A 12,229-nucleotide genomic window follows, 5' to 3' on the forward strand; every position below is an offset into this window, starting at 1 on the left:
TGCCGGCCTTCGTTCGCGACTGCGGGGCTCGCAGGACCGGCTCACTCCTCGCGCTCACGAGGACATCACCGCCGTCGGCGCCAGCCCGAGCGCGGTCAGCTCGTCGCGGGCGAAGGCCAGCTCGGCGGCGATGCCGGCGGCCAGCTCCGCGTCGCCGCGCGGGCGCCGCGCCTCCGGCAGCACCCCCCAGGTGTACGTCTCGACGTCGAGGTGGTCGCAGCCGGCGGCCGGACCGGCGAACAGCGCGGCGAGCGCCTCCCGCAGCACCGGCACCGTGGAGCGCAGCGGCGGTTCGGGCGGGGCGTGCAGCGGCACGTGGTAGTGCACCCGCCAGGCACCGGGCAGCCCCGCGTCGAGCGCGGCGTCGAGGTCGTCGGCCGCGTACGCCGGATCGGCCGGATCGGCGGCGCCGGCGCAACCGGCCGCGCGGGTCTGGTGCAGGAACCTCGGCTCGACGAAGCGGCGCAACGCCGCGCCCGCCCCGGCCGGATCGGGCGCCTCGACGGCGGCGGACACCTGGACCTTCACCACGGGGAGACCGGCGGCACGCAGCCCGGCCAGGGCATCCGCCGGCTGCTCCCAGGCGCACGCCAGGTGTGCGAGGTCCAGGCAGATCCCGAGCCGGTCGGTATCCATGGCTGAGAATACCTCGCGTGCTTGTCCCGTCGACTCCACCAGGCAGCCGGGTTCCGGCTCGAAGCCGACCCGGATCACCCGGCCGGTCTCCCGCTGCACCGCGGCCAGCCCGTCGGCCAGCGCGTCGAGCCGCCGCCGGGCGGTCGCGGCGCGCGCGGTGTCCCACGGTGTACGCCAGGCCAGCGGCAGCGTCGAGACCGACCCGTGGACCGCGTCGTCGGGCAGCAGGTCGGCCAGCACCCGGGCCAGGTCCAGCGTGTACGCCGAGCGCTGCGGCGTGGTCCAGTCCGGGTGGTACACCGCGCCCTTGACCACCGGGGCCTGGAACGCGGCGTACGGGAAGCCGTTGAGCGTGACCACCTCCAGGCCCCGTACGGTCAGCTCGTGACGCAGCCGGCGGCGGGCCGCCGGGTCGGCGGCGAGCGCGGCGGCCACCGGCGCGGCCAGCCAGAGCCCGAGCCCGAGCAGGTCGGCGCCGAGCGCCCGGCGCACCGCTACCGCGTACGTGTCGAGCTGGACGACGATGCCGGGCAGGTCCTCGGCCGGGTGGACGTTCGTGCAGTAGCCGAGATGGACGGTCGTGCCGTCGGCGTGGCGCAGCCGCATCATTCGCCTCCGCGCAGGATCGAGTTGCCGGCGAAGGTGGGGTCGCTCGCCTCCAGGGCGGTCAGGTCGAGCCGGCCGGACTGGCCGTAGAACTCGACCGGGTTGCGCCACAGCACCCGGTCCACGTCGTCGGCGCTGAACCCGGCCAGCTGCATCGCCTCCCCGGTGGCCCGGGTCAGCAGCGGGTCCGACCGCCCCCAGTCGGCGGCCGAGTTGACCAGCATCCGCTCGGTCCCGTACCGCTTCAGCAGCTCGACCATGCGCGGCGGCGACATCTTCGTCTCCGGGTAGATGGAGAAGCCCAGCCAGCAGCCGGTGTCCCGGACCAGCCCCACAGTCACCTCGTTGAGGTGGTCGACGAGCACCCGTTCCGGCGCGATGTCCGACTCGGCGACCACGTCGAGCGTGCGCCGTACGCCGCGTGCCTTGTCCCGGTGCGGCGTGTGCACCAGCGCGGGCAGGTCGTACGCGACGGCCAGGGCGAGCTGCCCGGCCAGCGCGGCGTCCTCGGCCGGCGTCATCGCGTCGTAGCCGATCTCACCGACGGCCACCACGCCGTCCTTGTCCAGGTAGCGGGGCAGCAGGTCGAGCACCGGGCGGCAGCGCGGGTCGTTCGCCTCCTTCGGGTTGAGCGCCACTGTGGCGTGGTGCCGGATGCCGAACTGCCCGGCCCGGAACGGCTCCCAGCCGATCAGCGAGTCGAAGTAGTCCACGAAGCTGTCCACGCTGGTGCGCGGCTGGCCCAGCCAGAACGCCGGTTCGACCAGCGCGCGGACCCCGGCGGCGGCCATCCGCTCGTAGTCGTCGGTGGTGCGGGACGTCATGTGGATGTGCGGGTCGAAGATGCGCATGTCACGCCTCCGGGGTGGGGATGGTCAGCCGGCGCAGCAGGTCGGCCGCGTCGTCGGGCATGGTCCGGCCGGCGGCGTGCCGCTCGGCGGCGTACGCGGCGAGCATCCGGGCCAGCTCGCCGTCGGCCCGCTCCGGCAGGTCGTCGACCACCGCCAGGGGCACGCCGGTGAACACGCACTTGAGCACCGCCTGCCGCCAGGCCGGCTGCTCCAGGTGCCGGGCGTACGGGCCGAGCGCGGCGGCGGCCAGCCGGGTGTCGTTTGTGCGGATCGCGTCGTGCAGCAGCGGCACGCACTCCGCGCCGATGGGCAGCAGCGGCAGCGCGCGCAGCACGGCGCGTTTCTCGGCGGCGTCGCCCTGCCGGTAGAGCGTCTCGGCCGCGGCGGCGTGGCCGTTCGGCAGCGTGGTCAGCAGCAGCGCGCGGGCCGCCTCGTCGGCCGTCCAGCCGGGCGGGTCGGGCAGCGGCCCGCGACCGCACCGCCGGGCGGCGGTGGCGAAGAACCGTTCGATCGCCGTGGGTTCGGTCGCGACGCGGCGCAGCGCCGCGTCCAGCCACTGCGGATCGGGTACGCCCCGAAGCGCGGCGCGCAGTCGGTCGGGTGTCATGCCGTCTCCCCTCTGCCGGGTGGAAGGTGGTGGGTCACCGCCCCTCGCCGCGCGAGGCGGCGGCGCGCAGGAAGTCCAGTGAGCGGGCGGCGACGGCCGGTGCCGCGTGCGAGTGCCGGGGCAGCTCCACCGCCACCAGCCCGCGGTAGCCGGCGTCGGCCAGGGCACGCAGCACCGGCGGGAAGTCGATCTCGCCGGCACCGAGCTCCAGGTGTTCGTGCACGCCTCGGCGCATGTCGTCGATCTGCACGTTGACCAGGTGCGCGGCGACCTCGGACACGCACCGCGGCACCGGCAGCGGCTCCAGGCACCGGCAGTGCCCGATGTCGAGCGTGATGCCGAAGCCGGGCGGCGCGCCGAGCGCCTCGCGCAGCCGCCGCCACCCGGCGATGTCCTCGACGAACATGCCCGGCTCCGGTTCGAAGCCCAGCGGCACGCCCGCCTCCGCCGCCTCGGCGCACACCGTCGCGCAGCCCGCTACGAGGCGGTCGGCGGCGACGCCGGGCGGTACGCCGGGCGGGCGTACGCCGGCCCAGAAGGAGACCGCCTCCGCGCCCAGGTCGGCGCCGATCCGCACGGCCCGGCGCAGGAACTCCACCCGCCGGGACGGGTCGTCGTGCAGCAGCGTCGGCGCGTGCTTGTGCCAGGGGTCGAGCAGGTAGCGGGCGCCGGTCTCGACCACCACCGCCAGCCCGAGCGCGTCCAGCCGGCGGCGCACGGCGGTCACCCGGCGCATCAGCCCGGGGGCGAACGGGTCCAGGTGGTCGTGGTCCAGGGTGAGCGCGACACCCTGGTAGCCGAGGTCGGCGAGGACCGCCAGCGCGTCGCCGAGGCGGTGGTTGGCGAAGCCGTTGGTGCCGTACCCGAAACGCAGCGTGGCCGGGCCGGAGAGCGGTTCGGCGACAGCTGTCATGTCGGGGAGATCAGTCGGGCCAGGCGGCGGCCGAGCGGGGCGGCGCCGGCCACGGCGAGGCCGAGCAGCCGCGCCCCGGCGCGGGCGGTGAGCGAACCCTGCAAGGCGGGCAGCCCGGTGATCCCGGCCCCGACGGCGGCGCGCACCCGGGCCGGTGACGGATCGGCGAGTACCCGGGCCTGCGCCCGGCCGTACCGGACGGCGTACCCGGCCGCGAGCACCGCCGGCACCAGCTCCCCGAGCCGAAGGAAGGGCCCCCTCTTAACGCATCCGGTAGAGGAGGGGGCCCCGCTTAACACGGTGGGCCGGGCCGGGGTGGTGAACGCGATCAGCGCGGTACCGGCCAGCGTGAGACCCGGCAGACGCCGGTCCGCGCCGGTCACCTCGCGGCGGGACAGGGCGGTCACGGTCCAGGTGTGCGCGGCGATGGTGAGCGCTGCGGGCAGCGCCCGGACCACCCGGCCGCCGGACGCGCCGAGCAGCACGTCCAGCCCACGGCACGCGGCCATCACCGCCGGGCCGGCGGCGGTGTTCTTCGCGCGCAGGTCGTACCCCCAGATGGTGGCCGCGAGTGGGAGCGCGACCGCCGCCGCCCGGCGGCCCCCGGCGGCGGTGGCGACCGCGAGCCCGGCGGCGGTGAGGCCGGACGCGACGCCGAGCGCCACGGACGGGCGCACCCGCCCGGACGGGATCGGCCGCTCCGGCCGTTCGACCGCGTCCAGCCGCCGGTCCGCCCAGTCGTTGGCGGCCATCCCGGCCCAGTAGAGCAGCACCGACGCGCCGGCCAGGGCGGGCGTCCGGCGGTCCAGCGCCCCGGCCGCGGCGGCGCCGGACAGCACGTCCCCGGGTACGGAGAGCGCGGCCGGCGCCCGGACCAGTTCGGCCAGGTCGGCCAGGCGGGTCACGACGTCGCCCGGGCGTGCAGGTCGGCGGCGAAGTCCCGCAGCACCGTCCACTGCTCGCCGAGCGCGTGGCCGGTCGCGCCGAGCGGGTCCTTGAAGAAGAACGCCAGTTCGGTCAGCGGGCCGTGGCGGCCGGCGGCGTGCGCGGCGGCGGTGAGCCGGGCCAGGTCCAGCACGAGCGGCGCGGCGAGCGCCGAGTCGCAGCCGTGCCAGGTGAACTCCATCCGCATGCCGGTGCCGAGGAAACCGGCGAACGTGATCAGGTCCCAGGCGGTCTTGAAGTCGCCCAGTTCCTCGACGTACTCGATCCGGGTGCCACCCTGGGGCAGGTAGCCCAGCGTCTCGGCGAGCACCCGCTGCTTGCTGCCGACCTTGGCGGCGTTGGCGGCCGGGTCGGCGAGCGTGGCGCCGTCGCCGCCGCCGAGCAGGTTCGTGCCGGACCAGGAGCGCACGGCCAGGTGCCGCATCGCGAACATCGGCGCGAGCACCGACTTGAGCAGCGTCTCGCCGGTCTTGCCGTCGTGCCCGGCGTACGGCAGCCCGCGTTCGGCGGCGAGCGCGGCCAGGGCCGGCAGGCGGGCGCCGGTCGACGGGGTGAAGTCCACGTACGGGCAGCCGGCGGTGAACGCCGCGTACGCGTAGGCGGAGCTGGGCGGCAGCACGTCGGCCGGGCCGGTCAGCGCGTCGCGCAGCGTGGCCAGGTCGCTGTGGGCCGGGTGCGGTGCGGGCGCCGGTTCGGTGGCGGCGACGTTCACCACGGCCACCCGGTCCAGTCCGTGCCGGGACCGGAACCCGGTCAGGTCGCGCACCACGGCGGCGATCCGTTCGCCCTGGTCTCCGTCGGCCGGAGCGGGCCGCAGCGCCGCCTCGACGGTGGCCAGGTCCGGCGCGACGGCGTCGGCCAGCCGGGCGGGCAGCACGCCTGCGGCGGCGAGCGCCTCGGCGCGTTTGGTCAGCGGGGTGGCGACCACGTCGTGGCCGCCGAAGACGAGATCGGCGAAGCCCGGCAGGGCGGGCCCGCGCAGGTCGGGCAGCTCGGTCACGCATCCGGTCGGCGCGGTGAGCCCGGCCCGCAGGGCCAGCCCGCCGACCACGGCTGTGGTGGCGACCGAGCCGCGCGCGCCCACCAGCCAGACACCCGTACGCATTCGCGCTACCTCCCCAGGTAAGGCCGGTCCGCCGGTGCGGCCGGGGAATCCCGGTCCGGCCGCACCGGAGGGCCGTGCTGGTCGTGCCGGCGGACACCGGCGGCACGCTCCCCGGAGCCGGCCTCGTCCCCGCCGCGGGGCGCAACCGCGGCGGGCCCTCGCCGGCCGGCGCCGGTGAGTGTCGGGCGGGCCTGGCCCGCCTCGGATCAGGCGGAAGCTTCGGCCAGGGCGGGTTCCACCTCCGTCCAGGCGGCCCGCTCGGCCGAGCGGGTCACCGCGTCGAGCACGAGCTGGACCTGCAGCGCGTCGGCGAACGACGGGGCCGGGTCGGCGCCGGTGGCGACCGCCTCGACGAAGTCGCGCGCCTGGTGGGTGAAGGAGTGCTCGTAGCCGATGATGTGGCCGGGCGGCCACCACGCGCCCAGGTACGGGTGGTCCGGCTCGGTCACCAGGATCCGGCTGAAGCCCTGCTCGGCGGCGGGCCGGGTGGCGTCCAGGAACTCCAGTTCGTTGAGGCGTTCCAGGTCGAACACGACGCTGCCGCGCGAGCCGTTGATCTCGACGCGCAGGGCGTTCTTGCGGCCGGTGGCGAACCGGGTCGCCTCGTACGTGGCGAGCGCTCCCCCGTCGAGCCGGGCCACGAACACCGCCGCGTCGTCCACTGTCACCTGGCCCATGGCGCTGCCGTTGCCGTCGGCCTGCGCGGCCAGGCCGCTCGACCCGGCGACGAGTGGCCGCTGGCGGACGAACGTCTCGGTCAGCGCGCTGACGCCGCTGACGAGCTGACCGGTGACGTACTGGGTCAGGTCGATGATGTGCGCGCCGATGTCACCGAGCGCGCCGGAGCCCGCCCTGTCCTTCTGCAACCGCCACACCAGCGGGAACTGCGGGTCGACGATCCAGTCCTGGAGGTAGACCGCCCGGACGTGCCGGATCTCGCCGATCCGCCCGTCGGCCACCAGCTGCCGCATCAGGGCGACAGCCGGCACCCGCCGGTAGTTGAAGCCGCACATCGCGCGTACCCCGGACTCGCGGGCCCGGGCCGCGGCCCCGGTCATCTCGCGGGCCTCGGCGACGCTGTTCGCCAGCGGCTTCTCGCACAGCACGTGCTTGCCCGCGGCGAGCGCGGCGAGCGCGATCTCGCGGTGGCTGTCCCCCGGCGTGCAGATGTCGACCACGTCGATCTCGTCGGACTCGACGAGCCGCCGCCAGTCGGTGGTGTAGCCGTCCCAGCCGAGCCGGTCGGCGGCCTCGGCCACCTTCGGCTCGTCCCGGCCGCAGACGAGCGCCATCCGTACCCGGGACGGCAGATCGAACACCCGGTTCACGGTGCGCCACGCCTGGGAGTGCGCGGCGCCCATGAACGCGTAGCCGACCATGCCGACCCGCAGGATGCTGTCGTGACTGGACAAGGTGGGTCTCCCCCCGTGTGTCAGAACCCGAGCTTCAGGTAGTCGCTCGCGTTCTCCTTGGTGATCGTCTCGGAGGCGAGCACGATCTCCTTCGGTACCTGGAGTTCGACCAGGTCGGACATGCCCTTGCCCTGGCCGATCAGGCGGGCCAGGGAGATGGCCGAGGAGGCCATCGACGGGCTGTAGGTGACTGTGGCCTTGAGGACCGTGTTGTCGGCGGCGATGTCCTCCATGGCCTTCTTGGAGCCGGCGCCGCCGACCATGATGAATTCCTTGCGGTTGGCCTGGTTGACGGCCGCGAGCACGCCGATGCCCTGGTCGTCGTCGTGGTTCCAGACCGCGTCGATCTTCGGCAGCGCCTGGAACAGGCCGGTGGCGGCCTGCTGGCCGGAGTCGACTGTGAACTCGGCGGGGCGCCGGTTGGCGACCTTGAACCCGTACGAGGCGAGCGTGTCGGCGAACCCCTTGGACCGTTCCTGGGTCAGCTCCAGCGACTCGATGCCGGGGATCTCGCCGATCACCGGGTTGCTCACGCCCTTGGTCTTGAGCTGCTCGGCGATGTACGTGGCGGCGGCCACCCCCATGCCGTAGTTGTCGCCCTTGATCTGGCACCGGTAGGCGCGCGCGTCCGGGAAGGCCCGGTCCAGGTTCACCACCGGGATGCCGGCCTTCATCGCCTCCAGGCCGAACGCGTTGAGTTCCTTGCCGTCGTGCGGCAGCAGCACGATCACGTCGGGCTTCTGCGAGATCAGCGTGGACAGCGCCGCCCGCTGGGCCGCCGCGTCCGCGCCGGCCTCGACCGACTTCAGCTCCACGTCCTGGTACGCCCCGGCCTGCGCCTTGGCGTTGTTCGTGATGGCGGCGATCCAGCCGTGGTCGGCGGCCGGGGCGGAGAAGCCGATGGTCACCTTCTTGCCCGGCTCGGTGTTGGCGCCGGAACCGGCCGCCTTGGTCTGTGCCTCGGTCGGGCTCTGCTCGTTGCTGGTGCAGCCGGCGAGCAGCACCCCGGCGGAGACCGCGGCCCCGCCGAAGAGCAGCCGGCGGCGGGACAGGTCATGGCGCGGTGTTCTCATGACGCCTCCTGGGATGAGGTGGTGGGGTGGTTTCGGGTGTGGCGGGCCGGACCACAGTCGGTACGACGGCAGCCGGGGTGTGCGCGGGTGGGGTCAGGTGGTGGTGGCCCGGTTGCGGGCGAGGAACTGGGTGAGGCTGCCGAACTGCACCTGCTGGACCAGGACGGCGGCGACGATGATGCCGCCCTTGACCATGTTCTGGGCCTCGGCGGAGAGGTTGTTGATGGCGAACAGGTTGGTGATCGTGGAGAAGATGATCACCCCGAGCAGGGAGCCGATGATCGTGCCCCGCCCGCCGCTGAGCAGCGTGCCGCCGATGATCGCGGCGGCGATCGCGTCCAGCTCGTAGAGGTTGGCCATCGCCGCCTGCGCGGAGGTGGCCTGCGCGGTCAGCATGACCGCGGCGATGCCGCAGCACAGGCCGGACAGCGCGTAGAGGAGCACGGTGTGCCGGCGCACGTTGATGCCGGCGAGCCGGGCCGCCTCCGGGTTGCCGCCGACCGCCACCGTACGGCGGCCGAACGTGGTCCGGTTCAACAGCACCCAGCCGGCCGCCACCACCGCCACCAGGATGTAGACCAGCAGCGGGATGCCGAGCACGTTCGTGCTGGCGATGCCGTTGATGAACGTGTTGCCCGACACCTGGGTCTGCTTGTCGGAGATCTCCGCCGCCAGCCCCCGGGCGGCGACGAGCATCGCCAGCGTGGCGATGAACGGCACCAGCCGCCCGTACGACACGAGCAGCCCGTTCACCACGCCGACGGCGAGCCCGACGGTCAGCGCGGTGAAGATCATGCCGCCCGCGCCGTAGCTCTGCGTGGCGACAGTGGTGCACCAGACCCCGGCCAGCGCGACGATCGCGCCGACCGACAGGTCGATGCCGCCGCCGATGATCACGAAGGTCATGCCGACGGTGACCACGCCGACCACCGAGGCGAGCTTGAGAATGGTGAGCGTGTTGCCCCACACCCAGTTCGGGTCGCCGTAGAGGTCGGGGCGGGTCAGGATGCCGATGACCACCAGCACGACGAGCGTGGCGAGCAGGCCGAGGTTGCGCTTGACGCCCTCCCCGCCGTCGCCGCGCCACCAGGAGAGCTTCGCCGGCGCGTCGACCTTGGCGGTCTCCGTCCGCTCCACCGGCGGCGACTGCGCGGGCAGGGCGGATTCTCTGACATCGCTCATGCCGGTGCGCCTTCCATGAGGGACCCCGCCATGACGAGGTCGAGCACGGTGTTCTCGTCCAGTTCGCCGGCCGGCGCCTCGCGGACCACTCGGCCCTCCCGCATCACCAGCACCCGGTCGGCCAGGCCCAGCACCTCGGGCACCTCGCTGGAGACCAGCAGCACCCCGACGCCCCGGGCGGCCAGATCGCGGATCACCTGGTACAGCTCGGCGCGGGCGCCCACGTCCACGCCCCGGGTCGGCTCGTCGAGCAGCAGCAGCCGGGTGTCACCGAGCAGCCACCGGCCGACCACCACCTTCTGCTGGTTGCCGCCGGACAGCGTGCGCACCGGCCGCCGTACGTCGCGGGGCCGCAGCTCCAGCGACTCGGCGATCCGGTCCGCCTCGGCGCGTTCCCGCCCGGCGTCGGTGAACCCGAGGCGGGCGTACCTGCCGAACGTGGCGAGCGTGACGTTGCGGTAGATCGGTTCACCCAGCAGCAGCGCCTGGCTCTTGCGCTCCTCCGGCGCCATGCCCATCCCGGCCCGTACCGCCGCGCCCACACTGCCGGGACGCAGCGTCCGGCCGTTCACCCGGACCGTCCCGGCGTGCGCCCGGCGCGCGCCGAAGATGGTCTCCAGCAGCTCCGACCGGCCCGAGCCGACCAGCCCGGCGATGCCGACGATCTCTCCCGCCCGGACCCGGAGCGAGACGTCGGCGAACTCGCCGGGCCGGGTCAGCCCGTCCACCCGCAGCAGCTCCGCGCCACCCCCGTGGTCGGCCGGGCGCTGCGGGAAGACGTACTCGATGGTCCGCCCGGTCATCCGGGCGACCAGGTCGCGGGTCGGCGTCTCGCGGGCCGGCAGGCTCGCCGCCGTGGTCCGGCCGTCCTTGAGTACGGTGACCCGGTCGCCGATCTCGCGGATCTCCTCCAGCCGGTGCGAGATGTAGATGACAGCGATGCCCTGCGCGGTGAGTTCCCGGATGATCCGGAACAGGTTCGCCACCTCGTCGTGGGCCAGCACCGCGCTCGGCTCGTCCATGATGATCAGCCGGGCCTCGTGGGAGAGCGCCCGCGCCATGCTGACGATCTGCTTGCCGGCGGCGGGCAGGTGCCGCACCAGCCGCCCCGGAGGGATCTCCGGGTGGCCGAGCCGGGCCAGGATCTGCCGGGTACGCCGGGCCATGTGCCCCCGCCGGACGAAGCCGAACCGGCGCGGCTCGTGGCCGAGGAACGCGTTCTCCGCCACCGACAGGTCGTCGACCAGGTCGAGTTCCTGGTAGATCGTGGCGATGCCGGCGCGCATGGCGGCCTGCGGGTTGGCGAACGACGCCGGCTCGCCCCGCCACACGACCTCGCCGGAGTCCGGCCGATGCACCCCGGCCAGCACCTTGATCAGCGTGGACTTGCCGGCGCCGTTCTGCCCCAGCAGGCAGTGCACCTCGCCGGCGCGTACCTCCAGTTGCACGCCGTCGAGCGCGCGTACCCCCGGGAACGTCTTGACGACGTCGGTGAGGCGCAGGACCACCTCGCCCGCGACGGCGTCCGCGGGCGCCTCGACCAGTGGTTTCCCGGTGTCGCTCATGCTGCTTCTCCGAACGCGAGGTCGCTGGCGAGCACGGCGGCGCCGGCGACGCCGGCGCGCGGGCCCAGTTCGGACAGGACGACCGGCAGGTTGCCGGTGGCCAGCGGCAGCGAACGGCGGTAGACCACGCTGCGGATCTCGGCGAGCAGGATGTGGCCGAGCTGGGCCAGTCCGCCGCCGATCACGATCATCGACGGGTTGGTGAAGCTGACCAGCCCGGCCAGCACGCTGCCGACCCGCCGGCCGCCGTCCCGGATGAGCTGGATGCAGGAGACGTCCCCCTCGATCGCCCCCTGCGCCACGTCCAGCGCGGTCACCACACCCCGGGCGGCGAACCGCTCGGCCAGCGCCGGGGAGACCTCGGTGCGGGCCGCGACAGTCGCCTCGCGGGCCAGCGCGGCGCCGCTGAACACCGCCTCCAGACAGCCGACGTTGCCGCAGGAACACATCGGGCCGTTCGGGTCGACCTGGATGTGGCCGATGTCCCCGGCGCAGCCGTCGGTGCCCCGGTAGACCTCGCCGTGCAGGTAGATGCCACAGCCGATGCCGGTGCCGATCTTGATGAACAGGAAGTCGTCGACCGAGTGGGCCACGCCGCCGTGCCGCTCCCCGATCGCCATGATGTTGACGTCGTTGTCCACCACCGCCGGGCAGCCGTGCTCCCGGGTCAGCAGCTCGCGGACCGGGAACCGGTCCCACCCCGGCATGATCGGCGGGGAGACCGGCACGCCGTCGCGGAAGCTCACCGGCCCCGGTACGCCGATGCCGACCGCGTCGAGCCGCTCGTACGCGCCGTCCACCTTGGCCTTGTGCAGCAGCTCGTTGACGCGCTGGAGCGTCACCTTCGGGCCGGAGCGGATGTCGGCGGTCTCGGTGTAGGCGGCCACCGGCTCCAGCCGGCCGTTGACCACCTCCACGTCGATCGAGCTGGCGCCCAGGTCGACGGCGGCGAACCGCAGGTGCGGGCTCAGCTCGACCAGGGTGGAGCGCCGCCCGCCCCGGGAGGCGGCCAGCCCGGCCTCGGCCACGTACCCGAGGGAGACGAGCCGTTCCAGCTCGGCGAGCAGGCGCGGGCGGGGCATCTGGAGGCGGTCGCCGAGTTCGGCGCGGGACACCGCGCCCTCGTCCCGGAGCAGCCGCAGGAGCCGTACGTGCAGGGGGTCGACCGTCCGCACCGGCAGTCACCTCCGCATCGGAAGTCCGTCACATCGACCATGGCGATGTGTGTTGTGTCCGACACAGTAGGAGCCTTCCGGGTCGCATGTCCATAGCTTCGGCACGCCTGATGCAAACTTTTGTCCATACGAACAAAAGAGTTGCCGGGCCAGAAAAAC

General features: G+C 74.0%; 11 protein-coding genes. All 11 read right to left on the minus strand.

Features of this window, described 5'->3' with window-relative positions; all coding sequences use genetic code 11:
- Positions 1 to 54: 54 nt before the first annotated feature.
- Complete coding sequence (gene eboE, locus J3R08_RS24070) at positions 55 to 1,242, minus strand: metabolite traffic protein EboE (protein ID WP_209962878.1); 1,188 nt, start codon at positions 1,240 to 1,242, stop codon at positions 55 to 57.
- Positions 1,242 to 2,093, minus strand: a complete 852-nt coding sequence (locus J3R08_RS24075; RefSeq protein WP_104115026.1) for a TatD family hydrolase — start codon at positions 2,091 to 2,093, stop codon at positions 1,242 to 1,244. The genes eboE and J3R08_RS24075 overlap by 1 nt, the downstream gene beginning before the upstream one ends.
- Position 2,094: 1 nt before the next feature.
- Positions 2,095 to 2,700 (minus strand): EboA domain-containing protein, encoded by a 606-nt coding sequence (locus J3R08_RS24080; protein ID WP_209962880.1) that lies wholly within the window; start codon positions 2,698 to 2,700, stop codon positions 2,095 to 2,097.
- Positions 2,701 to 2,734: 34 nt separating this feature from the next.
- Positions 2,735 to 3,613, minus strand: coding sequence for a sugar phosphate isomerase/epimerase (locus J3R08_RS24085; protein WP_209962881.1), 879 nt, complete (start codon positions 3,611 to 3,613; stop codon positions 2,735 to 2,737).
- Positions 3,610 to 4,518 (minus strand): SCO3242 family prenyltransferase, encoded by a 909-nt coding sequence (locus J3R08_RS24090; protein WP_209962882.1) that lies wholly within the window; start codon positions 4,516 to 4,518, stop codon positions 3,610 to 3,612. Before J3R08_RS24090 ends, J3R08_RS24085 begins: the two co-directional genes overlap by 4 nt.
- Positions 4,515 to 5,663: an inositol-3-phosphate synthase gene (locus tag J3R08_RS24095; RefSeq protein WP_209962883.1), complete on the minus strand. Its 1,149-nt coding sequence runs from the start codon at positions 5,661 to 5,663 to the stop codon at positions 4,515 to 4,517. Before J3R08_RS24095 ends, J3R08_RS24090 begins: the two co-directional genes overlap by 4 nt.
- A gap of 206 nt (positions 5,664 to 5,869) precedes the next feature.
- Positions 5,870 to 7,042 (minus strand): Gfo/Idh/MocA family protein, encoded by a 1,173-nt coding sequence (locus J3R08_RS24100; RefSeq protein ID WP_369830119.1) that lies wholly within the window; start codon positions 7,040 to 7,042, stop codon positions 5,870 to 5,872.
- 53 nt (positions 7,043 to 7,095) lie between these two features.
- Positions 7,096 to 8,148, minus strand: a complete 1,053-nt coding sequence (locus J3R08_RS24105) for a substrate-binding domain-containing protein (protein ID WP_043329088.1) — start codon at positions 8,146 to 8,148, stop codon at positions 7,096 to 7,098.
- 93 nt (positions 8,149 to 8,241) lie between these two features.
- The gene (locus tag J3R08_RS24110) at positions 8,242 to 9,330 is read right to left on the minus strand and encodes an ABC transporter permease (protein WP_069088867.1); all 1,089 of its coding nucleotides are present in this window, start codon (positions 9,328 to 9,330) and stop codon (positions 8,242 to 8,244) included.
- Positions 9,327 to 10,895: a sugar ABC transporter ATP-binding protein gene (locus J3R08_RS24115; protein WP_069088866.1), complete on the minus strand. Its 1,569-nt coding sequence runs from the start codon at positions 10,893 to 10,895 to the stop codon at positions 9,327 to 9,329. Before J3R08_RS24115 ends, J3R08_RS24110 begins: the two co-directional genes overlap by 4 nt.
- Entirely contained in the window at positions 10,892 to 12,070 is a 1,179-nt protein-coding gene (locus J3R08_RS24120) for an ROK family protein (protein WP_043329082.1), read from the minus strand. Before J3R08_RS24120 ends, J3R08_RS24115 begins: the two co-directional genes overlap by 4 nt.
- Positions 12,071 to 12,229 lie beyond the last annotated feature (159 nt).

Source organism: Micromonospora sp. HB375 (genome assembly GCF_017872985.1).
Lineage (GTDB): Bacteria > Actinomycetota > Actinomycetes > Mycobacteriales > Micromonosporaceae > Micromonospora > Micromonospora chalcea.

Bases quoted from the DNA above. Each gene is read 5' to 3' on its own strand.
- eboE (WP_209962878.1), bottom strand. From the start codon at position 1,242: ATGCGGCTGCGCCACGCCGACGGCACGACCGTCCATCTCGGCTACTGC.
- J3R08_RS24075 (WP_104115026.1), bottom strand. From the start codon at position 2,093: ATGCGCATCTTCGACCCGCACATCCACATGACGTCCCGCACCACCGAC.
- J3R08_RS24080 (WP_209962880.1), bottom strand. From the start codon at position 2,700: ATGACACCCGACCGACTGCGCGCCGCGCTTCGGGGCGTACCCGATCCG.
- J3R08_RS24085 (WP_209962881.1), bottom strand. From the start codon at position 3,613: ATGACAGCTGTCGCCGAACCGCTCTCCGGCCCGGCCACGCTGCGTTTC.
- J3R08_RS24095 (WP_209962883.1), bottom strand. From the start codon at position 5,663: ATGCGTACGGGTGTCTGGCTGGTGGGCGCGCGCGGCTCGGTCGCCACC.
- J3R08_RS24100 (WP_369830119.1), bottom strand. From the start codon at position 7,042: ATGGTCGGCTACGCGTTCATGGGCGCCGCGCACTCCCAGGCGTGGCGC.
- J3R08_RS24105 (WP_043329088.1), bottom strand. From the start codon at position 8,148: ATGAGAACACCGCGCCATGACCTGTCCCGCCGCCGGCTGCTCTTCGGC.
- J3R08_RS24110 (WP_069088867.1), bottom strand. From the start codon at position 9,330: ATGAGCGATGTCAGAGAATCCGCCCTGCCCGCGCAGTCGCCGCCGGTG.
- J3R08_RS24115 (WP_069088866.1), bottom strand. From the start codon at position 10,895: ATGAGCGACACCGGGAAACCACTGGTCGAGGCGCCCGCGGACGCCGTC.